The sequence below is a fragment of the Mesorhizobium sp. P3_A10 genome (assembly GCF_056403175.1).
Genome location: NZ_JBFUFZ010000007.1, coordinates 212,099 through 230,843 on the forward strand (window position 1 = coordinate 212,099; position 18,745 = coordinate 230,843).

Annotated in this window: 23 protein-coding genes and 1 riboswitch; of the genes, 12 read left to right on the forward strand and 11 right to left on the reverse strand. The window is 63.7% G+C overall.

Annotated elements, in window-relative coordinates; genetic code table 11:
* Both AC1DXU_RS24825 and AC1DXU_RS24830 read left to right on the forward strand, forming a co-directional pair.
* On the forward strand, positions 1-198 hold the full coding sequence (locus AC1DXU_RS24825) for a hypothetical protein (protein ID WP_477373205.1): 198 nt from the start codon (positions 1-3) through the stop codon (positions 196-198).
* Positions 199-300: 102 nt separating this feature from the next.
* Positions 301-621 (forward strand): DUF1330 domain-containing protein, encoded by a 321-nt coding sequence (locus AC1DXU_RS24830; RefSeq protein ID WP_477373207.1) that lies wholly within the window; start codon positions 301-303, stop codon positions 619-621.
* A 10-nt stretch (positions 622-631) separates the two neighbouring features.
* Here the strand turns inward: AC1DXU_RS24830 and metW are convergent, their stop codons facing one another.
* Together metW and metX are read right to left on the reverse strand one after the other, a co-directional pair.
* The gene (metW, locus tag AC1DXU_RS24835; protein ID WP_477373508.1) at positions 632-1,246 is read right to left on the reverse strand and encodes a methionine biosynthesis protein MetW; all 615 of its coding nucleotides are present in this window, start codon (positions 1,244-1,246) and stop codon (positions 632-634) included.
* A 58-nt stretch (positions 1,247-1,304) separates the two neighbouring features.
* Positions 1,305-2,474, reverse strand: a complete 1,170-nt coding sequence (gene metX, locus AC1DXU_RS24840; protein WP_477318126.1) for a homoserine O-acetyltransferase MetX — start codon at positions 2,472-2,474, stop codon at positions 1,305-1,307.
* A gap of 73 nt (positions 2,475-2,547) precedes the next feature.
* A riboswitch (SAM riboswitch) is annotated at positions 2,548-2,625 on the reverse strand.
* Between the two features lie 154 nt (positions 2,626-2,779).
* Between metX and hisC the strand changes: the two genes are divergently transcribed.
* Together hisC and AC1DXU_RS24850 are read left to right on the forward strand one after the other, a co-directional pair.
* Positions 2,780-3,889 (forward strand): histidinol-phosphate transaminase, encoded by a 1,110-nt coding sequence (hisC, locus tag AC1DXU_RS24845; protein ID WP_477373209.1) that lies wholly within the window; start codon positions 2,780-2,782, stop codon positions 3,887-3,889.
* A 4-nt stretch (positions 3,890-3,893) separates the two neighbouring features.
* The gene (locus tag AC1DXU_RS24850) at positions 3,894-4,829 is read left to right on the forward strand and encodes a prephenate/arogenate dehydrogenase family protein (RefSeq protein WP_477373211.1); all 936 of its coding nucleotides are present in this window, start codon (positions 3,894-3,896) and stop codon (positions 4,827-4,829) included.
* A 3-nt stretch (positions 4,830-4,832) separates the two neighbouring features.
* Here the strand turns inward: AC1DXU_RS24850 and AC1DXU_RS24855 are convergent, their stop codons facing one another.
* Together AC1DXU_RS24855 and AC1DXU_RS24860 are read right to left on the reverse strand one after the other, a co-directional pair.
* Entirely contained in the window at positions 4,833-5,762 is a 930-nt protein-coding gene (locus tag AC1DXU_RS24855) for a sugar kinase (RefSeq protein ID WP_477373212.1), read from the reverse strand.
* A gap of 62 nt (positions 5,763-5,824) precedes the next feature.
* Positions 5,825-6,823, reverse strand: coding sequence for a DUF2125 domain-containing protein (locus AC1DXU_RS24860; RefSeq protein ID WP_477373214.1), 999 nt, complete (start codon positions 6,821-6,823; stop codon positions 5,825-5,827).
* A 149-nt stretch (positions 6,824-6,972) separates the two neighbouring features.
* Here AC1DXU_RS24860 and AC1DXU_RS24865 point away from each other — a divergent pair, with 149 nt between their 5' ends.
* The 3 genes from AC1DXU_RS24865 (at position 6,973) to AC1DXU_RS24875 (ending at position 9,253) form a co-directional block, all read left to right on the forward strand.
* On the forward strand, positions 6,973-7,494 hold the full coding sequence (locus AC1DXU_RS24865; RefSeq protein ID WP_477373216.1) for a gamma-glutamylcyclotransferase: 522 nt from the start codon (positions 6,973-6,975) through the stop codon (positions 7,492-7,494).
* A 110-nt stretch (positions 7,495-7,604) separates the two neighbouring features.
* Positions 7,605-8,552: an aldo/keto reductase gene (locus tag AC1DXU_RS24870; RefSeq protein WP_477373218.1), complete on the forward strand. Its 948-nt coding sequence runs from the start codon at positions 7,605-7,607 to the stop codon at positions 8,550-8,552.
* Positions 8,553-8,617: 65 nt separating this feature from the next.
* Positions 8,618-9,253, forward strand: coding sequence for a LysE family translocator (locus AC1DXU_RS24875; RefSeq protein ID WP_477373220.1), 636 nt, complete (start codon positions 8,618-8,620; stop codon positions 9,251-9,253).
* Positions 9,254-9,262: 9 nt separating this feature from the next.
* On the opposite strand, the gene AC1DXU_RS24880 is transcribed toward AC1DXU_RS24875, so the two are convergent.
* Both AC1DXU_RS24880 and AC1DXU_RS24885 read right to left on the reverse strand, forming a co-directional pair.
* Positions 9,263-10,063, reverse strand: coding sequence for a lysophospholipid acyltransferase family protein (locus tag AC1DXU_RS24880; protein ID WP_477373222.1), 801 nt, complete (start codon positions 10,061-10,063; stop codon positions 9,263-9,265).
* A 121-nt stretch (positions 10,064-10,184) separates the two neighbouring features.
* Positions 10,185-11,096, reverse strand: coding sequence for a LysR family transcriptional regulator (locus AC1DXU_RS24885; protein WP_477373224.1), 912 nt, complete (start codon positions 11,094-11,096; stop codon positions 10,185-10,187).
* Positions 11,097-11,208: 112 nt separating this feature from the next.
* Here AC1DXU_RS24885 and AC1DXU_RS24890 point away from each other — a divergent pair, with 112 nt between their 5' ends.
* On the forward strand, positions 11,209-11,835 hold the full coding sequence (locus AC1DXU_RS24890) for a pyridoxamine 5'-phosphate oxidase family protein (protein WP_477373226.1): 627 nt from the start codon (positions 11,209-11,211) through the stop codon (positions 11,833-11,835).
* A 3-nt stretch (positions 11,836-11,838) separates the two neighbouring features.
* On the opposite strand, the gene AC1DXU_RS24895 is transcribed toward AC1DXU_RS24890, so the two are convergent.
* The 3 genes from AC1DXU_RS24895 to ftsE form a co-directional block, all read right to left on the reverse strand.
* Positions 11,839-12,561, reverse strand: coding sequence for a YdcF family protein (locus AC1DXU_RS24895; RefSeq protein WP_477373228.1), 723 nt, complete (start codon positions 12,559-12,561; stop codon positions 11,839-11,841).
* A gap of 135 nt (positions 12,562-12,696) precedes the next feature.
* Entirely contained in the window at positions 12,697-13,686 is a 990-nt protein-coding gene (locus tag AC1DXU_RS24900) for a cell division protein FtsX (protein WP_477373230.1), read from the reverse strand.
* Positions 13,679-14,338 (reverse strand): cell division ATP-binding protein FtsE, encoded by a 660-nt coding sequence (gene ftsE / locus AC1DXU_RS24905; protein WP_023757234.1) that lies wholly within the window; start codon positions 14,336-14,338, stop codon positions 13,679-13,681. The genes AC1DXU_RS24900 and ftsE overlap by 8 nt, the downstream gene beginning before the upstream one ends.
* A gap of 190 nt (positions 14,339-14,528) precedes the next feature.
* Between ftsE and AC1DXU_RS24910 the strand changes: the two genes are divergently transcribed.
* The 3 genes from AC1DXU_RS24910 (at position 14,529) to AC1DXU_RS24920 (ending at position 16,306) form a co-directional block, all read left to right on the forward strand.
* Positions 14,529-15,176 carry a hypothetical protein gene (locus AC1DXU_RS24910; protein WP_477373232.1) on the forward strand — a complete coding sequence of 216 codons (648 nt, stop codon included), beginning with the start codon at positions 14,529-14,531 and terminating at the stop codon, positions 15,174-15,176.
* 95 nt (positions 15,177-15,271) lie between these two features.
* The gene (gene hpt, locus AC1DXU_RS24915) at positions 15,272-15,814 is read left to right on the forward strand and encodes a hypoxanthine phosphoribosyltransferase (protein ID WP_477373234.1); all 543 of its coding nucleotides are present in this window, start codon (positions 15,272-15,274) and stop codon (positions 15,812-15,814) included.
* 120 nt (positions 15,815-15,934) lie between these two features.
* Positions 15,935-16,306 carry a response regulator gene (locus AC1DXU_RS24920; protein ID WP_477373235.1) on the forward strand — a complete coding sequence of 124 codons (372 nt, stop codon included), beginning with the start codon at positions 15,935-15,937 and terminating at the stop codon, positions 16,304-16,306.
* 3 nt (positions 16,307-16,309) lie between these two features.
* On the opposite strand, the gene AC1DXU_RS24925 is transcribed toward AC1DXU_RS24920, so the two are convergent.
* Positions 16,310-17,260 (reverse strand): DMT family transporter, encoded by a 951-nt coding sequence (locus AC1DXU_RS24925; RefSeq protein WP_477373237.1) that lies wholly within the window; start codon positions 17,258-17,260, stop codon positions 16,310-16,312.
* A gap of 226 nt (positions 17,261-17,486) precedes the next feature.
* Here AC1DXU_RS24925 and AC1DXU_RS24930 point away from each other — a divergent pair, with 226 nt between their 5' ends.
* On the forward strand, positions 17,487-18,368 hold the full coding sequence (locus tag AC1DXU_RS24930; protein ID WP_477373239.1) for a LysR family transcriptional regulator: 882 nt from the start codon (positions 17,487-17,489) through the stop codon (positions 18,366-18,368).
* Here AC1DXU_RS24930 and AC1DXU_RS24935 read toward each other — a convergent pair.
* Complete coding sequence (locus AC1DXU_RS24935) at positions 18,347-18,718, reverse strand: glyoxalase superfamily protein (RefSeq protein ID WP_477373241.1); 372 nt, start codon at positions 18,716-18,718, stop codon at positions 18,347-18,349. The genes AC1DXU_RS24930 and AC1DXU_RS24935 overlap by 22 nt on opposite strands.
* Positions 18,719-18,745: the final 27 nt, after the last annotated feature.

Consider the following 18,745-nt stretch of genomic DNA (forward strand, 5'->3'; position numbering starts at 1 on the left):
ATGCCCGCCCCGGAATCGCGTTCGATTCGAGGTTACGAGAACGAAGCGGTGGTGTCATCACAAAGTGTTGAGGCAGAGCCTGTCCGCAACGGCGAATTCGCAAGCCAGCGTCTCAATTGCAACACCGCCTGCGGCGCGGGAAATCCCGAAACCGTCGCATTTGGCGAGATGGAATTGCCTGTTACCCACGAGATGTAGGCAATCCGATTACTCCAGACGTAATCGACCGGCGTGCGAGCACCCTGCAAACTGCCTGCATGAAGCCGGCCGTTCGGCTTCGATCCAGCAGGGAGTTCAGCCATGACCGCCTACGCCGTTGCCCATATGCGCCAAGCCACGATGGGCCCTCAGATTGTCGAATATCTTGAGAAGATCGACGCGACGCTGGAACCTTTCGGAGGCCGGTTTCTGGTCCATGGCGGCGATGTGGAGGTGATCGAAAACGACTGGCCCGGGCATCTGATCGTCATCGAATTTCCCGACAGGGAGCATGTGCGCGGATGGTACCGCTCGCCCGCCTATCAGCAGATCCTGGCGCTGCGCACCGGCAATTCGGAGTCCGCCGTGGTTTTTGTTGACGGCGTTGACCATCCGCACAAAGCTACGGACGTTCTGGGATAGGCGGCGAAGCTTATCGCTTCAGCAGGAACACCGCTTGCTGGCCGAAGAAATTCCAGAACCACCATGGCATCGACAGGCCGATCTTCTGGCCGTTGCCGTCGAGCGCGGTTGCCTTTTCGACCGTCGCGCCGAGCTCGTCGCACAGATTGACGAAGTCGCGGATGGTGCAGAAATGGATGTTGGGCGTGTCGTACCAGGAGTAGGGCAGGTCCTTGGTCACCGGCATGCGGCCATTGAGGAACAGCGACAGGCGCACCCGCCAATGGCCGAAATTGGGGAAGGAGACGATGGCGCGATTGCCGATCCTGAGCAGTTCGTCGAGCACCAGCTTCGGGTTGCGGGTCGCCTGCAAGGTCTGCGACAGGACGACGAAATCAAAGCCCTTGTTGGGATAGAATTCGAGGTCCTTGTCGGCGTCCCCCTGAATGACCGAGAGGCCGCGCGCCACGCATTCGTTGACACCGCGCTGCGACAACTCCAGGCCGCGACCGTCGACTTGCTTAGTCTCCTGCAGCAATTCCAGCAGCAGGCCGTCGCCGGAGCCGACGTCGAGCACCCGCGATAGCGGCGGGATGAGATCGGCGACGACTTCGAGGTCGACGCGCTGCGTGTGGTTGACGCTCATGGCTTCGCCTCTTGCCTGACGCATGATCCCTGTCCGAAAAGTCTGCAACTTTTCGGGGTCATGCGCTGAGGCCCCTGGCCCGCGCGGCCGAGCCGATGAAGCCGTTGATGGCGGCGAACAGTTCCGGCTCGTCGAGCAGGAAAGCGTCGTGGCCGCGATCGGTGTCGATCTCGACGAAGGATACCGATGCGCCGGCGGCGTTCAGCGCGTGCACGATCGAGCGGCTCTCCTCGGTCGGGAACAGCCAGTCGCTGGTGAAGGACACCAGGCAGAAGCGGGTTTTGGTGCCGGCAAAGGCATCGGCCAGCCGCCCGCCATGGTCGGCGGCGAGGTCGAAATAGTCCATGGACCGGGTCATGTAGAGATAGGAATTGGCGTCGAAGCGGTCAACGAAGGTCTGGCCCTGATGGCGCAGATAGCTCTCGATCTGGAAGTCGGCGTCGAAACCGAAGGTCAGCGCCTCGCGGTCCTGCAGATTGCGGCCGAACTTCCTATGAAGTGCCGCTTCCGACAGATAGGTGATGTGGGCGGCCATGCGCGCCACCGCCAGCCCTTTTTCGGGGCGCGCGCCAAAGTCGAGATATTTGCCGCCATGCCAGTCGGGGTCGGCCATCACCGCTTGCCGGCCAACCTCGTGGAAGGCGATGTTCTGCGAGGAATGGCGGGCGCCGGTGGCGATCGGCAACGCCGAGAAGACCCGCTCCGGATAGCTCGATGCCCATTCCAGCACCTGCATGCCGCCCATCGAGCCGCCGAGGACGGAAAACAGCTTTTCGATGCCGAAATGGTCGACCAGCATCAGTTGCGCGCGCACCATGTCGCGAATGGTGATGATCGGCAGGTCGAGCCCATACGGCTTGCCGGTAGCGGGATTGGTCGAGGCGGGGCCGGTGGAACCGAGGCAGCCGCCGATGACGTTGGAGCAGATGACGAAAAAGCGGTTGGTGTCGATGATCTTGCCCGGGCCGATCAGCACTTCCCACCAGCCGGGCTTGCCGGTCACCGGATTGGTGCTGGCGACATGTTGGTCGCCGGTCAGCGCGTGGCAGACCAAGATCGCGTTGGAGCGGGCATCATTGAGTGTGCCGTAGGTCTGGTAGGCGATCTGGAACGGCGACAAAAGCGTGCCGGCGTCGAGCTTGAGCGGCTTGTCGGCGCCGAAACGCAACACCGGGCTCGACGGAGCGTCGGCCTCGTTGTTGGTTTTTCCTGCGCGCAGAGCGGCCATCACATCTCTCATACATCGGTCGTCCGGCCGGCCGCGGACAACAAAAAACCGGCATTGCCGTCGCAAAGCCGGTTACAGGATGCAAACGGCCCTTTAGCAAGTTGTTTAACGTGGCTGCAAGCCGACCGGCCAAATCACCACGGAACTGTTGCGTCCTTCTAGAACTCGCGGGGCCTGCCGTCAACGGCTCGCCTTGCGCGCCACTGCCACCTCTCGACATTCCGGGCCACGGCTTGTATTTCCGCTGCGGCTTCCCGGCGGAAGTGTTCTTGCCAGCGGAAGCATTCTCGACGGATTTTGCGAAGATGAACCAGAGACCGGATAAGCTACGGCCAACGCCCCGCGCGGGCATCATGGACATCGAAGCCTATGTGCCGGGCAAGAGCACAGCGTCCGCCGGTGTCGCCAAGGTCCACAAGCTGTCGTCGAACGAGAACCCGCTCGGGCCATCGCCGAAGGCGATCGAGGCGGCGCGCGAGATTGCCGGAAAGCTCGACATCTATCCCGACGGCACCGCCAGGCGGCTGCGCGAGGCGATCGCCGAAGTGCATGGCCTCAATCCAGCAAACATCATCTGCTCCAACGGTTCCGACGAGATCCTGGGCCTGCTGGCGCAGACCTATCTGGCACCCGGCGATGAAGCGGTGATCACCGAACACGCCTTCATGGTCTACAAGATCTACATCCAGTCGGCCGGCGCCGTCCCGGTTGTGGTCAAGGAGACCGACGACCGCGCCGACATCGACGCGATCCTGGCGGCGGTGACGCCGCGCACAAAGATCGTTTTCCTCGCCAATCCCAACAACCCGACCGGCACCTATGTGCCGTTCCAGGAGGTGCGCCGCCTGCATGCCGGCCTGCCCAGGCATGTGCTTCTGGTGCTGGACGCGGCTTACGCGGAATATGTCCGCCGCAATGACTACGAAGCCGGCATCGAACTGGTCGGCAGCGCCGAGAACGTTGTGATGACCCGCACCTTCTCCAAGATCGGTCTTGGCGGCGCCCGGATCGGCTGGATGTACGCGCCGATGCACATCGTCGACGCGATCAACCGCATACGCGGTCCCTTCAACGTCAACGCCACGGCGATCGAGGCCGGCATTGCCGCGATCCGTGACCGCGACCACGTTCAGCGCAGCGTGGCGCACAATGAAACCTGGCTGGCCTGGCTGAGCGAGGAATTGACCAGGCTTGGGCTGCGGGTGACGCCGAGCGTCGGCAATTTCGTCCTCATCCACTTTCCCGAGGACGAGGCGCATTCGGCAGCATCGGCGGACGACTATCTGACCGCGCGCGGCTACATTCTGCGGCGCGTTTCCGGCTATGGCTTTCCCAACGCGCTGCGCATGTCCGTCGGCACCGAAGAGGCCAATCGCGGCGTCATTGCCGCCCTTTCGACGTTTCTGAAAAGTTAGAAAAATGACAGCACCGATGTTCGAAAAGATCGCGCTGGTCGGCATCGGCCTGATCGGCTCGTCGCTGGCCCGTGTCATCCGCCGCGAAGGCCTTGCCCGTCACGTCTCTATCTCGACCCGCAGCGCTGCGACGCTGGCGCGGGCACAAGAGCTTGGCCTTGGCGACTCCTACAGCACGGATGCGACGGAAGCGGTCCGCGATGCCGATCTGGTCATCGTCTCCGTGCCGGTCGGCTCTTCGGGCAAGGCAGCCGCCGAAATCGCACCGGCGCTGAAGCCGGGCGCCATCCTCACCGATGTCGGCTCGACCAAGGCATCTGTCATCGCGCAGATGCAGCCGCACGTGCCTGCCGGCGTGCATTTCATTCCCGGCCATCCGCTGGCGGGTACCGAAAAGTCGGGACCGGATGCGGGCTTCGCCGATCTGTTCGAGAACCGCTGGTGCATTTTCACGCCGCTGCCCGACACCGATCCGGCGGCGTTGGAAAAGCTTTCGGAATTCTGGCGGCGCTGCGGCTCCAACATCGACACCATGGACCCGCAACATCACGACATGACGCTGGCCATCGTCTCGCACCTGCCGCACATCATCGCCTACAACATCGTCGGCACTGCTGACGATTTGCAGTCGGTGACCAAGTCCGAAGTCATCAAATATTCGGCCTCGGGCTTTCGCGATTTTACCCGTCTCGCCGCCTCCGACCCGACCATGTGGCGCGATGTCTGCCTGCACAACAAGGATGCCATCCTCGAAATGCTGGCGCGGTTCTCGGAAGACCTCGCCTCGCTGCAGCGGGCGATCCGCTGGGGCGACGGCGACAAGTTGTTCGACCTGTTCACCCGCACCCGTGCCGTGCGCCGCTCGATCATCGAGGCCGGTCAGGACATCGATGTGCCCGATTTCGGCCGCCAGGCGGTGGAGCACCCGGCGAAGAGCTAGCGCTCAGATCCGGTTAGCGGCAGGCCAATGGCTTTCCATCATCGCCAGCGTCTCGGCCCGGTCGGGCGCGCCGAGCCTGCCGCCGAAGCGCAGGCATTTGAGCGCCGCGGCAGCGCTCGCAAAGCGTAGTGCCTGTTCGATCGGCATGGCTTCCGCCAGCCCGACGGCAAAGGCGCCGTGAAACACGTCTCCGGCGGCCAGTGTGTCGACCGCCTTGATTTTTGGCGCTTCCACATGGCGGGATGATCCCCGATCGAACCACCAGGTGCCCGCCGCACCGCCGGTGACGGCAACGAATGCGTCGGTGCGGGAGGCGAGGTCGGTGCAGGCGGACTCCAGGTCCAGCGCCTGGCCGCATATGATGCGCACTGCCGACTCGGAAGCGACGATGTGCGATGCCAGCGGCAACAGGCGCTCCAGCACATCGAGCGGCGCCGTATCGGCATCCAGGATTGCCGGACGACCGGCGCGGCGGGCGGCCGTCAGGGCAAGGGCTGCCGCACCCGGCCAACGCACATCGACCAGCACGGCGTCAAAGCTGGAAAGATCGGCGAGGGGTAGCGCCTCGGGGTCGGCTTGCGCCTTCGGGTCGTAGAAGGGCACGATGATGCGCTCGCCATGGGCGTCGACCAGGATCGAGGCCAACGCCGAGCGCGCGCCTTGAACGCGGCGGACAAAGCTGCAATCGACGCCCTCGGCCTCGATGCCGCCCACAAGCTGGTCGCCAACGGCATCGTCACCCGCACTTGCCCACAGAAACACTCCGGCGCCGAGACGGCGTGCGGCGCAGGCCGCACTTGTCGCCATGCCGGCAGCAATCTGGACGCCGCCCGATGCGATGAACTTGCCCTGATGCGTGGGCAGGGTATCAACGCGCAGGATCGTATCCAGCGTCAGCGCGCCAACGCTGAGCAGTCTCACCGGCCGGTTCATGCGTTGGCTTGGCTGAGCATGGTCTTCCCCCAAAAGCCGGTTCCTGCTTTTGAGGTTATGCTCTAATCGACCGGCTTGATCTTGCCCAGCGGGATAAAGCCGAACGAAGCCTTGCCCTTGACCACCTTCAGCGGCATCGACGGTTCGTTGCCGAGCACAGCGAGTGCGGCAAAACCCTGTTCGATCTGGCTCTTCTGCTCGGGAATGGCGGTGGCGAGGATTGCCGCCACGGCTTTCGGGTCCTTCAGCCTGATCGTCAGGTCGGCGTTGACAAGGCCGTCTGCATCGACCGACACAGGGCCCGAAACCGTGACGCGCGCGGTTCCCGACGACAGATCGAGCTTGCGGATGTCGACCGCCTGGCCGCGCAGGCTCTTTGCCTGGGTCTTGATCAGCGCCACGCCGTTCTTCAGCGTCGCGTCGCCGCTGCCGTCGAGCGGCGGCAGCACGCGCCCGCCGATTGCTTCGGCATCGATCTCAAGGTCGGTGAAGCTTCCGACATAACCAATGTCCTGGCCATCGGGCTGCAGCTCTCCCGCCGCGGTCCCGGCGCTGAACAACGAAATCGGGTCGGTATCGTCTGCCGGGTCGGTCTGTCCGGACAGGCCTTCGGCCTGCAGCGATACGCGCTGCGGCAGCGGATACCATAGTTTGGCGTTGGCCTTCAGGTTGTCCCAGTCGATCCACAGCGGCAACATGCCCGGTACGGAGGTTCTGAGCGGACCGCGCAGATTGGCAACCGGCGACAAGGGCTGGACGATCTGGGCAATAGCATTGAAACTGCCGGCCGACGCGGCGATGTTCTTGGCATCATCCTCGTAGGCAAGGTTGTCGCAGGAGATGACAAAGCTCAACGGGTAGCCACTGACCTGGAGGTTGGCACAACCAGCCTCGACGCCATTCTTGTTGAGTGCGGCAACGGCCTTGTCGGTCCCGGCTCTGACCTGGTCAGCCAGATAGAACCAGCCGCCGCTATAGATCGCAAACAGCACAACGACAAACGCCACAAGCCAGAACAGGCCGCGGCGGGACTTTGGTTGGCGTTCGTCACTTGACGTCATGCTTTGGCTCTCATTAACGCATGGGTATTGTGGACGGACCTTCGATTCCGACACCAATAGATACACAGAGACGAATAGGTAGACGGGAACGGGCGAAAAAAACCGATTCCCTGCGGTGTTGGCATTCTTTTGCAATCAGGCGCGGCGATATGGGCGATTTTTGGGTGTTTGGCTATGGGTCGCTGATCTGGCGACCGGGGTTCGCCCATGTCGAGACGCGGCGCGCGCGCCTGTACGGCTATCGCCGCTCGCTCTGCGTCTATTCCTTCGTGCATCGCGGAACGCGCGAGCGGCCGGGGCTGGTGCTCGGCCTCGACCATGGCGGATCCTGCATCGGGCTGGCCTTTCGCGTGCCCGGCGATTTGCGCGACGAGGTCATCGCCTATTTGCGCGAGCGCGAACTGGTCACCAGCGTGTATCTCGAACGCACGCTCAAGATTCGCCTCGACGGCGGCGGCGCGGTCGAGGCGGTCGCCTACATCGTCGATCGCCAGCATGAGCAATATGCCGGCGGGCTCGACGCGGCGCATGCGGCGAGTGTCGTTCGCGGCGCCGTCGGCCAGTCCGGCAACAATGAGGACTACGTGCTGAGCACGCTCGAACACCTCGAGGCGCTGGGCATTCGCGACCATTGGCTGGAAGAGGTGGCGCGGCGGGTCGCGCCTTTGTGAAGCGCTGGCCCCTTGGAAAAGGCGAGCAGGCCTTTGACCTCGCCGCTGCAAGACCTAGGTAAGGCCGTCCGGGCTTTCCCCGATCCATCCGCGCACCACGGAGATCAGTCTTGCAGAAACGCCGTCTCGGTCAAACCGACCTTTCCATCGCGCCGCTGGTTCTGGGCGGCAACGTCTTCGGCTGGACCGCCGACGAGAAAACCTCGTTCGAGCTGCTCGACCGGTTTTTCGACGCCGGCCTCAACGCCATCGATACGGCGGACGCCTATTCGCGCTGGGTTTCCGGCCACAAGGGCGGCGAATCCGAAACCATCATCGGCAAATGGATGAAAAGCCGCGGCAACCGCGACCAGGTCGTCGTCATCACCAAGGTCGGCTCGGATATGGGCCAAGGCAAGAAGGACCTCTCCGCTGCCCATATCGAAACGGCCATCGATGCGTCGCTGAAGCGGCTGCAGACCGACGTCGTCGACCTCTATCTGTCGCATTGGCCGGACCCGACCACGCCCTACGAGGAAACGCTCGGCGCCTATGAAAAGCTGCTCGCCAAGGGCAAGGTCCGACACGTCGGCGCCTCCAACCTCGATGCTGGCCAGTTGCGTGCCGCGCTGGATGTCGCCAGCCTGCGCAGCCTGCCACGCTACGAAGTGCTGCAGCCTGCCTACAATCTTTACGACCGCTCATCCTTCGATGGCCCTCTGCGCGATATCTGCCTTGCGGAGGACATTGGCGTCATCAGCTATTACGGTCTCGCCAAAGGATTTTTGAGCGGAAAGTACCGCAGCGACGCCGACCTCGGCAAAAGCGTGCGCGGCGGTGGAGTAAAGGACTATCTCAATGCGCGCGGCATGCGCATCCTCGCCGCGCTCGACGCCGTCTCAGCGCGGCATTCGGCCAGCCAGGCGGAAGTGGCGCTGGCCTGGGTGATGGCGCGGCCCGGCGTCACCGCGCCGATCGCCAGCGCCACGACGCTCGACCAGGTCGACAGCCTCGTCCGGGCCGCGTCGCTGAAGCTCGCAGCGGAAGACATGGCCGCGCTGGACAAGGCCAGCGCCTAGCCGGACTACACAATCGTTCAAGACGTCCGGCGCGCCTGGTCCTATCGTCGCCGCATCCAGACAGGATGCGGGGCAAAGCAGATGGCCGGACAGCTTCTTTCCCACACCCGTGGCAGCAATTGCTGGCCCTGGTGCTTGCGGCTGCCGTCGTCATGGGCAGTCCTGGCCCGGCGACGATCAGCGTCACCGCCATCGGAGCGGCTTTCGGCCTGCGCGGGTCGCTCCGCTACACCTCGGGGATCATTGTCGGCACGATCGCCGTGCTGCTGATCGTGGCCGCGGGCGTCATGGCCGTTCTCGCCTCGCTGCCCTGGCTGGCACCGCTGCTGGCCGTCGCTTCGGCAGCCTACATCCTCTATCTCGCGTTCAAGATAGCGACGGCGCCGCCGCTGGCGGAGCGCGCCGGCGGGGTCAAGCTCCCGACGTTTCTCGGCGGGCTTCTTCTCGCCATCGCCAACCCGAAAGCCTATGTGGCGATCGCCGCCGTATTCGGCACCTCGTCAGGGGTCAAGGGCGGCGATCTCGGTACTTCCGCCAGGCTGGCGGTGCTCGCCTTGATGATCGTCGCCATTCACGTCCTGTGGCTTCTCGCCGGGGCGGCATTTGCGCGCTTCCTGCGCCAACCGCAGGCCTCGCGGATCATCAATCTGGTGTTTGCGGCGACGCTGGTTTTGACCACCGCGCTGGCGGCGTGGCCATGAGCGCGCGGGTCAGGCTTTCGCCTTGGCGGCCGCGCCAAGTTCCGCCAGCCGCTTCACCGCCGTTGGCGGCATTGGCGGCGCGTTCGGCGCCTGCGACGCCTCGATGAGCAGCTGGTCGCACGCGGCTTCGGTGTCACCGATCAGCCGTTGCATGAACTCGTCCTTGGCCAAGCCAGGCGGGATCGGCGGCAGGAAGCGCGCCTTGACCGTGCCGGGAAAGCGCAGGAACTTCCGGCGCGGCCAATAGAGGCCAGCGACATGGGCGACCGGCACCACCGGAACGCCAAGCTGCGCATAGATTTCGACGATGCCGTATTTGTAGGCCGGCTCGTCGCCCGGCGCCCGGCGCGTGCCCTCGGGATAGATGATCAGCTGGCGGGGATTGCGCGCCAACTCTTCCCTGGTCGCGGCGACCACTGCCTTCAACGCCTTGGAGCGGCTGCCGCGATGCACCGGGATCATGCGCATCTTCATGATGTACCAGCCGAAGAACGGGATCCAGGTCAGTTCCCGCTTCAGGATGTAGAGCGGGTCCTGCAGGAAAGGAAAGAAGGCGATCGCATCCCAGAACGACTGGTGCTTCGGGGCCAGGATGAAGGAACCCTCGGGCAGGTTCTCCAGGCCGGTGATCTCGCTCCTGGTGCCGGCGATCTTGTCGTAGAGCCACAGGCAGGTGCCCGACCAGAATTTCGGCACGAACCATGCACGGTGGCGCGGCGACAGGAAGTAATACGGCGTCCAGAGGATCATCTGGACGATCAGGTTGACGTAGAAGACGAAGTTGAACGCCAGCGAGCGGATATAGAGCATGCGGGAAAGGCCCGGTGAGGAGGTGTGCGTTGGTTACACCAAGCGCGGGCAAAAAGGAAACAGGGCAATGGCCGGGGTCAATCCGTCCTGCAATGAAGCTCCGTCAGCTCCGTCAGCTCCGTCAGCTCCGCCACGCCGCCTGTGCCAGCCGTTGCTTCAGGCGCGGGGCGGCGAAATCGAGGAAGGCGCGCAGCTTCACCGGCAGCAGGCCCTGTCCCGCATGCACCAGGCTCGCCGGCCATGGCTCGGGCTCGAACGTCTCCAGCACGGGATGGAGTGCGCCCGACCGCACCGCGGCCGATATCTGGTAGGAAAGCACCCGCGTCATGCCAACGCCGGCAATCGCGGCGTCGATCGCCGCTTCCGCGGTGTTGACCTGGAGCCGGGAGCGGATCGGAACCGCGAGTTCTGCCTTGTCGGCGAGGAAGGTCCATGTGGCGAGAGAGGCAAGCCCTTCGAAGGTGATGCAGCTGTGTGCCGCAAGCTCGTTCGGGGTCTTCGGCGTGCCGTGCTCGGCCAGATAGGCCGGGCTTGCGCAAACAACATGGCGGATCGAACCGATACGGATGGCGACCATGCTCGAATCGGCGAGCGGGCCGATGCGGATGGCGAGATCGATATGCTCTTCGATCAGCTGGCTTATGCGGTCGCCAAGCGTCAGTCGCACATTCACATCGGGATAGGCGGCGAGGAACTCGGTGACCACCGGCAGCACATGCAGGCGGCCAAAGACGATCGGCGCGGTGATGATCAGCTCGCCCGTAGGCGTGCTGTACTCGCCTGCGGCACTGCGCTCGGCCTCGCCGACCTCTGCCAGAATGCGACGGCAGGCGACGAGATAGGCGTGACCGGCGTCGGTCAGCGACAGCTGCCGCGTCGAGCGGTTCAACAGGCGTGTTTTCAGATGCCGCTCCAGGTCGGAGACCTTGCGGCTGACCGTCGCCAGCGGAACGCCGAAACGGCGCCCGGCGGCGGACAGGCTGCCGGCCTCCACCGCGGCGACGAAAAGCGACATGGCCTCAAGACGGTCCATAACTCTCCCGAAAGATGGAAGGACAGCTTACAGATATGACATCTACATCCGAAAGATGGAAGGCTCTATCTCTGGGTTAGTGGCCGGCAGTTCGGCCTTGAAGGAGGCCTCCATGAACGCTCATGCTTTCACCAGCGACGTCGCCTTTACGCCAACCATCAAGGCGATCCAGACCCGCAAGGGCTCGCGCCAGGCCTATGCCCGCGTCGAGGAGCGCGGCGGCTGGCAGGCCGATATCACACCGGATCTCGCCGCCTTCATCGAGGCGCAGACCAGCATCTTCCTGTCGACCGCCAATGCCGACGGCCAGCCCTACATCCAGCATCGCGGCGGGCCCGCAGGGTTCCTCAAGGTGTTGGACGCGCGAACGATCGGCTTTGCGGATTTCTCCGGCAACAAGCAGTTCATCACCCAGGGCAATCTGAACGACAATCCGCAGGCCTTCCTGTTCCTGATCGACTATGCCCACCGGCAGCGCATCAAGATCTGGGGCACGGCGCGCGTTGTCGAGGATGATGCCGAGCTGCTGGCGAAGCTGATGCCGCAGGATTACAAGGCGCGCCCCGAGCAGGTCATCCTGTTTACGGTCTCGGCGTGGGATTCTAATTGCCCGCAGCACATTCCGCAGCGTTTCGAAGCCGCCGACGTGGCGTCAGCACTTGCCGAACGTGACAAGCGGATCGAGCGCCTGGAACAGGAGATAGTGCGCCTGCGTGGTGCGTCGGGCGCGATGGGGTGATGCTCAGTCCTTGGCCGTTGATACCTCGGCCAGCGCGATGCCGTCGGCGGTCTGGCGAAGCGGTACGATGCCGCGTGCCAGCGCCAGCAGATACTTGCTGTATTCGGTCAAAAGCACGCGCAACGCCTCGGGCTTGGTCAGCCAGCCGCCATTGTCGAGGTTGCTGTTGACCACCGGATAGGGTTCGAGCTTGGCGCCGTGCAGCAGCCGGCTCATTTCCAGCAGGCTGCGTGGCATGTGGTAGTTGTTGGTGACCAGGATGACGGTGCCGTAGGCGTGGCTCTCCACCCATTTGGCGCTCTCCTCGGCATTGCCGATGGTGTCGAGCGCGGCGCGGTCGATGTCGACACAGCAGGAAAACAGCGCCTTGTCGCCACCGGTCGCGGCCTGCAACTGGCGGCGGCTGGCGGAGGGATGAACGCCGCTGATCAGCAGCCGCGCGCCCTTGCCTGAAGCGAGCAGTTCCATCGCCGCGTCGAGGCGCGACTGGCCGCCCGTCAGCACGATGATGGCGTCGGCCTTTGCCGGATTGGTCGGGGTCGTCAGATGGCTGACGGTGTTGGCGAACCAGCCGAAGCCGCCGGCAAACAAGGCTACCAGCAGAAGCAGGGTGAGAACGGAAATACGCAACGCGGCCATCAAACGGCTCGGCCTGCCGCGTTCATGCGAACGGGCAACCACCACTGGCATCTGTCCAACCGTTCCGGTCGAATCCGCGTCCATCATCCTATGGTTAATCCTGAAATGCGGCCTTTGGTAGGAAAAAAAGCGCACATTGCGTTACGGCAGTCTTCATCCGTGATCTTCTCCTGGAGGCATGTCGTTGCCCCAAGACCGGTTTCCACTCTTGGGCGACACGCATCAGCCTCCATCCGGTTGGCGAACATCGATATCGCTGAGATAGGCGACGACGGTGGCGTGCGACGTTGCCGCCGTTAGCGCGCCGATCACCAGCACCATGAGGCCGACGCCGAGATAGCCTGCCGAGCCGATGGCGAAATTGCCGAACAGAGCGGTTGCCTGGTCGGCCTGCGGCGTTGCCATGTTGCGTGACGACCACCAGGAAAAGACGATGAAGACGAGGATCGCCGCTGCGCCGCCGGCCGCTGCACCCTTCATGCCGGTGACGAGAAAGTGCCGACGGAATTCGCGCGCGATGAAGCGCGCCTCGGCGCCGACGAAATGCAGCACTTCGATGATGTGGCCGTTGCCGGCCATGGCGCCGCGTGTCGCGAACACCACCGTCAGCACGGTTGCCGACAGCATCAGCGCCAGCACGGCAATGCCGATGGTCACCGTCGTGCGGGCCATGGCGACCAGCCGGTCGACCCAGGTGCGATGATCGTCGAGTGAGGCGCTCGGCAGTTTGGGGGTGATCGCCGCGCGCATGGCGGCAAAGTCGGGCGGGCTGTTCTCATCGATGGTGACGATGATCAGACGCGGCACCGGCAGCTCGTCGATGTTCAGGCCCGAGCCCAGCCATGGCTCCAGCAGGCGTGCCGTTGCCTCGCGGTCGATGATCTGGGTGGCCTTCACGCCCGGGAATTCGCCGGCGATCTGCGAGGCCTGGGCAAGGGCTGCCTCCATGTCGAGGCCATCGACTGGTTTGATCTGGATCGTCGCCTCGCGCGAAATCTGGTTCTCCCATACCGAAGCCGTGTCGCGCACCAGCGTCACTGCACCGAAGGTCAGGCACGACAGGAAGGTCATGATGGCGATGACCAGCACCAGCGCCCGGCCGGCAATGTTCTGTGCCGGCACGATCGGCGCCATCTTGCGCTGGGCCCGCGGCGGCGCCTGGGCCTCCTCGATGTCCTGGTCCTGGAGATGTTCGGCGGACAGATCAGTCATAAATATCCAACCTTCCGCCGGCCAGGATCATGCGCCGCGCGTCGACCTGCTCCATCAGGCCGAGGTCGTGCGTTGCGATCACCACAGCGGTGCCCAGCCGGTTAAGCTCGATGAACAGCCGCAAAAGCCGGCGCGCCAGCGGCGGATCGACATTGCCGGTCGGCTCGTCGGCAAGCAGGATTTCGGGCTGTTCGATGAGCGCGCGGGCGATCGCGGCGCGTTGTTTTTCGCCGCCGGACAGTACCGGCGGCAGCACATGCATGCGTTCGCCAAGGCCGACCCATTTCAACAGCTCGGTGACGTCGGTGCGGTAGCTTGCTTCCTCGCGCCCGCGCACGCGCAGCGGCAGCGCCACATTCTCATAGGTGGTCATGTGGTCGAGCAGGCGAAAATCCTGGAACACCACGCCGATGCGGCGCCTCAGATGCGGCAGCTCGCTGCGCGAGATGCGCGAACGGTCCTTGCCGAAGATGGTGATCAGCCCGCGTGTCGGCTTCAGCGACATGAACAGCAGGCGCAACAGCGTCGTCTTGCCGGCGCCCGAAGGGCCGCTGAGGAACTGGAAGGAGCGCTCCGGAATGTGCAGGGAGATGTCGCGGAGGATTTCCGGACCCATGCCATAGCGGAGGCCGACATTTTCGAAGCGGATCACGTTCGACGACCTGAAACTCTCGGCGGCAACGAGCCAGCCATTTCTGTAAAAAGACCATCGGCCGGCATGGTTAACCCTTGGTTAATTTTGGGGCTTTTTCGGGTCGGCACTGAGGTTCCGGTGGGGAAGCGTTAACCATTTCCATTTACGCAAAAGAAACGAAGAGCGAACGTGTAGCAATACTGGGGCCATGATGGCTGAAGATCGAACGGCGCGCCCGGTTTCCGGCGAAATCATGACCGGTTCGGCGCCCACACCGGAACACATCATGCGTGGACCGGCGGCTGACATCATCGATGCCGACTATGAGGTGCTGCCGCGCTCTGCCGCGACGGCGGAAGCCTTGCCGTCGCCGCAGCCGCGCAGCATTGCCGCGCCGTCGATCGAAGGCATGGATATGCTGCGCAAGCCGGAGACAGCGCCGGCCCGGCTACCGGCGGCACGCGGCGGGCCGATCTTCTGGATTGCCGGTGTCGGTGCGGCACTGGCCGCCTTCTGGGTCTCGGGCGGCCACGCGCTGGTGCGTCAGACGCCGTTCTGGGCCGCCGCACAGCCGGCGGGTGCCACACTTCGCCTCTCAGGCGTCACCTCGCGCGTCGACGCGTCCGGGCCTACGCCAATCCTGTTCGTCGATGGCGAAGCCGCCAATGACGGGGCCAGGCCCGCGCAATTGCCGGCGCTGGAAATCCGCGTCACCGGCAATGACAGCCACATCACCCGCTATAGGTTGGGGACATCCGACCGTTCGCTGGCGCCGGGCGAAAGATTTGGCTTTGCCAGCCGCCTCGACCTGCCTAGAAGCGGGGTTAGGACCGTGTCGGTCGCCTTCGCCGACTAGGGTGTATTGATATTCAGGTGATGCCGGCCTGACCTGAATCTCAACACACCTTGGCGACGGGGGCCATAGGCGAACCATCTTGGAGGGGCGAAAAAATGCCAGTCGTGCGCGGCAAGGACATCGAAGTCCTGTTCTCGGTGTCCGCCATCGCGCGGCGCAATCTGGAGCTCGCCAAGGAGATCGCCGAACACGATTACCATGACCTTCTGGTGATCTCGGTGCTGAAAGGCTCGTTCATCTTCGCCGCCGATCTCATTCGCGCCATGCACGATGTCGGCCTGTCGCCCGAGGTCGAGTTCATCTTCATTTCCAGCTACGGCGCCGGCACCACCAGCGGCGAGGTCAGGGTGCTGCGCGACATCGACAACGAGGTTGCCGGCCGCGACGTGCTTTTGATCGACGACATTCTCGAATCCGGCAAGACGCTGAGCTTCACCCGCGAGCTGATGCTGTCGCGCGGCGCCAAGAGCTGCGCCATTGCCGTTCTGCTCGACAAGCGCATGCGCCGCCAGACTGCGCTCAATGCCGACTATGTCGGCTTCGACTGCCCGGACTATTTCGTCGTCGGCTACGGCATGGATGTCGCCCACGCCTTTCGCGAATTGCCATTCGTCGGCATCGTTAAAGGCGACGCCTGAGACCTTATTGATTATTCTACTCCGGCGCCATCAGACTCACCGGAGCGAATTCTGGAAAGGTCTCAAGGACCCTCGGCGCCTTCAGGAAAAGTCAACTTTTCCCCGGCAAGTATCTTGCCCATGGCAAAGCTTCTGATCGTCGAGGACGATGAATCCGTCCGCACCCTCGCCGCCCGCGCGCTTGAACGCGCCGGGCATTCGGTCACCGTTGCCGCCGATGGCGCGCAAGGGCTTGGTTTGATCCGTGCAGCCCTTGGCGGCTACGACCTCGTCGTCTCCGACATCCGCATGCCGGAGTTGGACGGCATCGAGATGGCCAAGGCGGCGGCCGCACTTTTCCCAACGATGAAGATCCTGCTGATGACCGGCTATGCCGATCAGCGTGAGCGCGCCGAGGAACTGAACGGAATCATCCTCGACGTCGTGCAGAAGCCGTTCACGCTGGCCGAAATCCGCGCCCGCGTCGACAAGGCGCTCGCCTGCTTCGCTTGATGGTCATGCCGTGTCGCTGGTTGCAACAAGCGCAGGTGTTGTGCCCTTGCGCCGTTCGGCGTTGAGCGCCAGCAGACCGGCGCCGACGATCAGGGCCGCGCCGACCGCGGTTGTCGATCGCGGCACTTCGGCAAAGAATAGGAAACCCCACAGCGGCGACCAGATGATGCCGGTGTATTCGAAGGTGGCGACGCGGTTGGCAGGCGCCAGCCGATAGCCTTGTGACAAAAGGATCATGCCGGCCGAGGCGACGAAACCGCAGGCGGCCATCTTCAGAAAATCCGGGGTCGCCGGCCAGATCCATGGCCGCACCAGGAATTCGAGGCTGGGATGGACGGCGTGGGTGATGCCGGCCAGCCGGAACATGCCGGCGACCACCGCGGCGCCGACCAGATAAGCGCCGTTTTGATAGAACGCCATGACCGTTGAGGATTCAGTATCGCCGATCTTGCGCGCCATCAGCTGCGAAAAGCCGTAGAGAACCGCAGAGCCGAGCGACAGCAGCGCCGCCCAGTCGAACAGCCCGGCGCCGGGCTGCAACATCACGAGAACGCCGAGCATGCCGATCAGCACGGTGGCGAGTGTCTTCCATGAGACGCGTTCGCCAAGATAGGGGCCGGCCAGCGCCATGATGCACAACGGCGCCATGAAGTAGAGCGCCACCGCGTCGGCCAGCGGCAAGGCGGCGATGGCCAGATAGTAGATCGTGTAGGATGAGAACTGGATGAAGGCGCGCGCTGTCAGCATGCCGAACCGCTTCGACAGGATCGCCGGCAAGCCGACATCGATGTGGACGAGAAAGATCAGGATCGGCAGCGCGACGATCGACCGGATGGCCATCACTTCGGTCACCGGATAGGTGCCTGACACGGCCTTGACCAGCGGATCCTGGAGCGAGAACACCAGCACGCCAAGGCAGAGGCTTATGATGCCAAGGACGATCCGGTTCTGCATGTCGTTCCAACCGTTCGCGTGCTGCCCGAAAAGCCAGCCTGCCTTGAGGTAAAAAGAACCCGCCACCGTTTCGGGCAGCGGGTACGAGTGAGGACTCTTTCATATTGGTCCGCGGCCGATTTCGCAGTCGCATATCCAATGGGTGAGCTGACTATCCTCCGGCGTTTGACATGTTGCAAACGAATTGAAATGATGCCAGCAATCAGATTTTCTTATGGCGGATAGCATGAAACCCACGCTCGACAGCGATCTCCTGCGCACCTTCGTCGCGGTGGCCGAGACCGGCAATTTCACCAAGGCGGCCGAGCAGGCCGGCCGCACCCAGTCGGCGGTTTCGATGCAGATGAAGAAGCTCGAAGGCATGGTCGGCGACAGCTTGTTCGAGCGCGGCTCGCGCGGCGTGGCGCTAACGCGGCGTGGCGGTGAGCTCATCGCCAACGCCCGCCGCATCGTCTCCCTGCTCGACGAGACGGCGGCGTCGATGGCTGCGGCGCCGCTTGGCGGGCCGGTGCGCATTGGCATTCCCGAGGAGTATGGCCACGCCATCCTGTCACGCGCGCTCGGCGCATTTTCGAAACGTCACACCAAGGTCGAGGTGACAGTGCGCTACGCCCATTCGGGAGCGCAGACGACGGCGCTCGCCGCCGGCGAACTCGATCTCTGTGTGGTGTTCGAATGGCAGGACCCTTCCGGCGGCGAGGTGCTGATGCACGACCCGACGGTGTGGGTGACATCGAACCTGCATCACATGCATGAGGAGCGGCCGGTGCCGATCGCCCTCTACAACCGTGCAGGCTGGTGCAAGGACTTCGCCATCAAATCGCTGGAGCAGCGCGGCCTTGCCTATCGTGTCGCTTACACCAGCGACACCACTGGCGGTCTGAAACTCGCTGTCACCTCAGGGCTGGCAATCGCGCCGATTTCGCGCAGCAACATTCCGGACGGCTGCCGTGAACTGACGTCCGCCGATGGGTTCGGCGATATCGATTCCTCGAACGTGGTTATGCATCGCAACCCGAATGCTTTCGGCGAGGCGATCGACGGCATGGAGGAGGCGATCCGCGAGGCGTTCGTCAACGGGCAGGGTCAGCCAGCCGCTTCCTCGTAGAAATGCAGCCGGTTGCCGAACGGATCGGCAACCGATATCTCGCGGCTCTTCCACGGCGTGTCTTCGAGACCCGGCCGCGCAAAGCGGTATTTCTTGCCGATCAACTCGCGATGCAGTGCCGCGATGTCCTCGACCTGAATGCGCAAGGCCGCGCCCGGCGCACCGTCACCGTGATGTTCGCTGAGGTGCAGGATGCAGCCGTCGCGACTGACCGCCATGTAGAGTGGCGCGTTGTCGTCGAAGCGGTGCTCCCATTGAATTTCAAAGCCGAGAAAACCGACATAGAATTCCTGCGCCTTGGCGATATCGAAAATGCGCAGGATGGGGGTAATCGCGCCGAGTTTCGGCATGGCGTTGCAACCGTTCGATAGGCTGAG

What these genes read in the sequence shown, in the direction of transcription:
- AC1DXU_RS24860 (WP_477373214.1), bottom strand. Translation starts at nt 6,823, where the DNA reads ATGACGTCAAGTGACGAACGCCAACCAAAGTCCCGCCGCGGCCTGTTC.
- AC1DXU_RS24880 (WP_477373222.1), bottom strand. Translation starts at nt 10,063, where the DNA reads ATGCTCTATATCCGCTCGCTGGCGTTCAACTTCGTCTTCTACGTCAAC.
- AC1DXU_RS24830 (WP_477373207.1), top strand. Translation starts at nt 301, where the DNA reads ATGACCGCCTACGCCGTTGCCCATATGCGCCAAGCCACGATGGGCCCT.
- AC1DXU_RS24920 (WP_477373235.1), top strand. Translation starts at nt 15,935, where the DNA reads ATGGCAAAGCTTCTGATCGTCGAGGACGATGAATCCGTCCGCACCCTC.
- AC1DXU_RS24925 (WP_477373237.1), bottom strand. Translation starts at nt 17,260, where the DNA reads ATGCAGAACCGGATCGTCCTTGGCATCATAAGCCTCTGCCTTGGCGTG.
- AC1DXU_RS24885 (WP_477373224.1), bottom strand. Translation starts at nt 11,096, where the DNA reads ATGGACCGTCTTGAGGCCATGTCGCTTTTCGTCGCCGCGGTGGAGGCC.
- hpt (WP_477373234.1), top strand. Translation starts at nt 15,272, where the DNA reads ATGCCAGTCGTGCGCGGCAAGGACATCGAAGTCCTGTTCTCGGTGTCC.
- AC1DXU_RS24865 (WP_477373216.1), top strand. Translation starts at nt 6,973, where the DNA reads ATGGGCGATTTTTGGGTGTTTGGCTATGGGTCGCTGATCTGGCGACCG.
- AC1DXU_RS24930 (WP_477373239.1), top strand. Translation starts at nt 17,487, where the DNA reads ATGAAACCCACGCTCGACAGCGATCTCCTGCGCACCTTCGTCGCGGTG.
- AC1DXU_RS24890 (WP_477373226.1), top strand. Translation starts at nt 11,209, where the DNA reads ATGAACGCTCATGCTTTCACCAGCGACGTCGCCTTTACGCCAACCATC.
- AC1DXU_RS24855 (WP_477373212.1), bottom strand. Translation starts at nt 5,762, where the DNA reads ATGAACCGGCCGGTGAGACTGCTCAGCGTTGGCGCGCTGACGCTGGAT.
- AC1DXU_RS24935 (WP_477373241.1), bottom strand. Translation starts at nt 18,718, where the DNA reads ATGCCGAAACTCGGCGCGATTACCCCCATCCTGCGCATTTTCGATATC.
- metX (WP_477318126.1), bottom strand. Translation starts at nt 2,474, where the DNA reads ATGGCCGCTCTGCGCGCAGGAAAAACCAACAACGAGGCCGACGCTCCG.
- AC1DXU_RS24850 (WP_477373211.1), top strand. Translation starts at nt 3,894, where the DNA reads ATGACAGCACCGATGTTCGAAAAGATCGCGCTGGTCGGCATCGGCCTG.
- AC1DXU_RS24910 (WP_477373232.1), top strand. Translation starts at nt 14,529, where the DNA reads ATGATGGCTGAAGATCGAACGGCGCGCCCGGTTTCCGGCGAAATCATG.
- AC1DXU_RS24895 (WP_477373228.1), bottom strand. Translation starts at nt 12,561, where the DNA reads ATGATGGACGCGGATTCGACCGGAACGGTTGGACAGATGCCAGTGGTG.
- AC1DXU_RS24900 (WP_477373230.1), bottom strand. Translation starts at nt 13,686, where the DNA reads ATGACTGATCTGTCCGCCGAACATCTCCAGGACCAGGACATCGAGGAG.
- hisC (WP_477373209.1), top strand. Translation starts at nt 2,780, where the DNA reads ATGAACCAGAGACCGGATAAGCTACGGCCAACGCCCCGCGCGGGCATC.
- AC1DXU_RS24875 (WP_477373220.1), top strand. Translation starts at nt 8,618, where the DNA reads ATGCGGGGCAAAGCAGATGGCCGGACAGCTTCTTTCCCACACCCGTGG.
- AC1DXU_RS24825 (WP_477373205.1), top strand. Translation starts at nt 1, where the DNA reads ATGCCCGCCCCGGAATCGCGTTCGATTCGAGGTTACGAGAACGAAGCG.
- metW (WP_477373508.1), bottom strand. Translation starts at nt 1,246, where the DNA reads ATGAGCGTCAACCACACGCAGCGCGTCGACCTCGAAGTCGTCGCCGAT.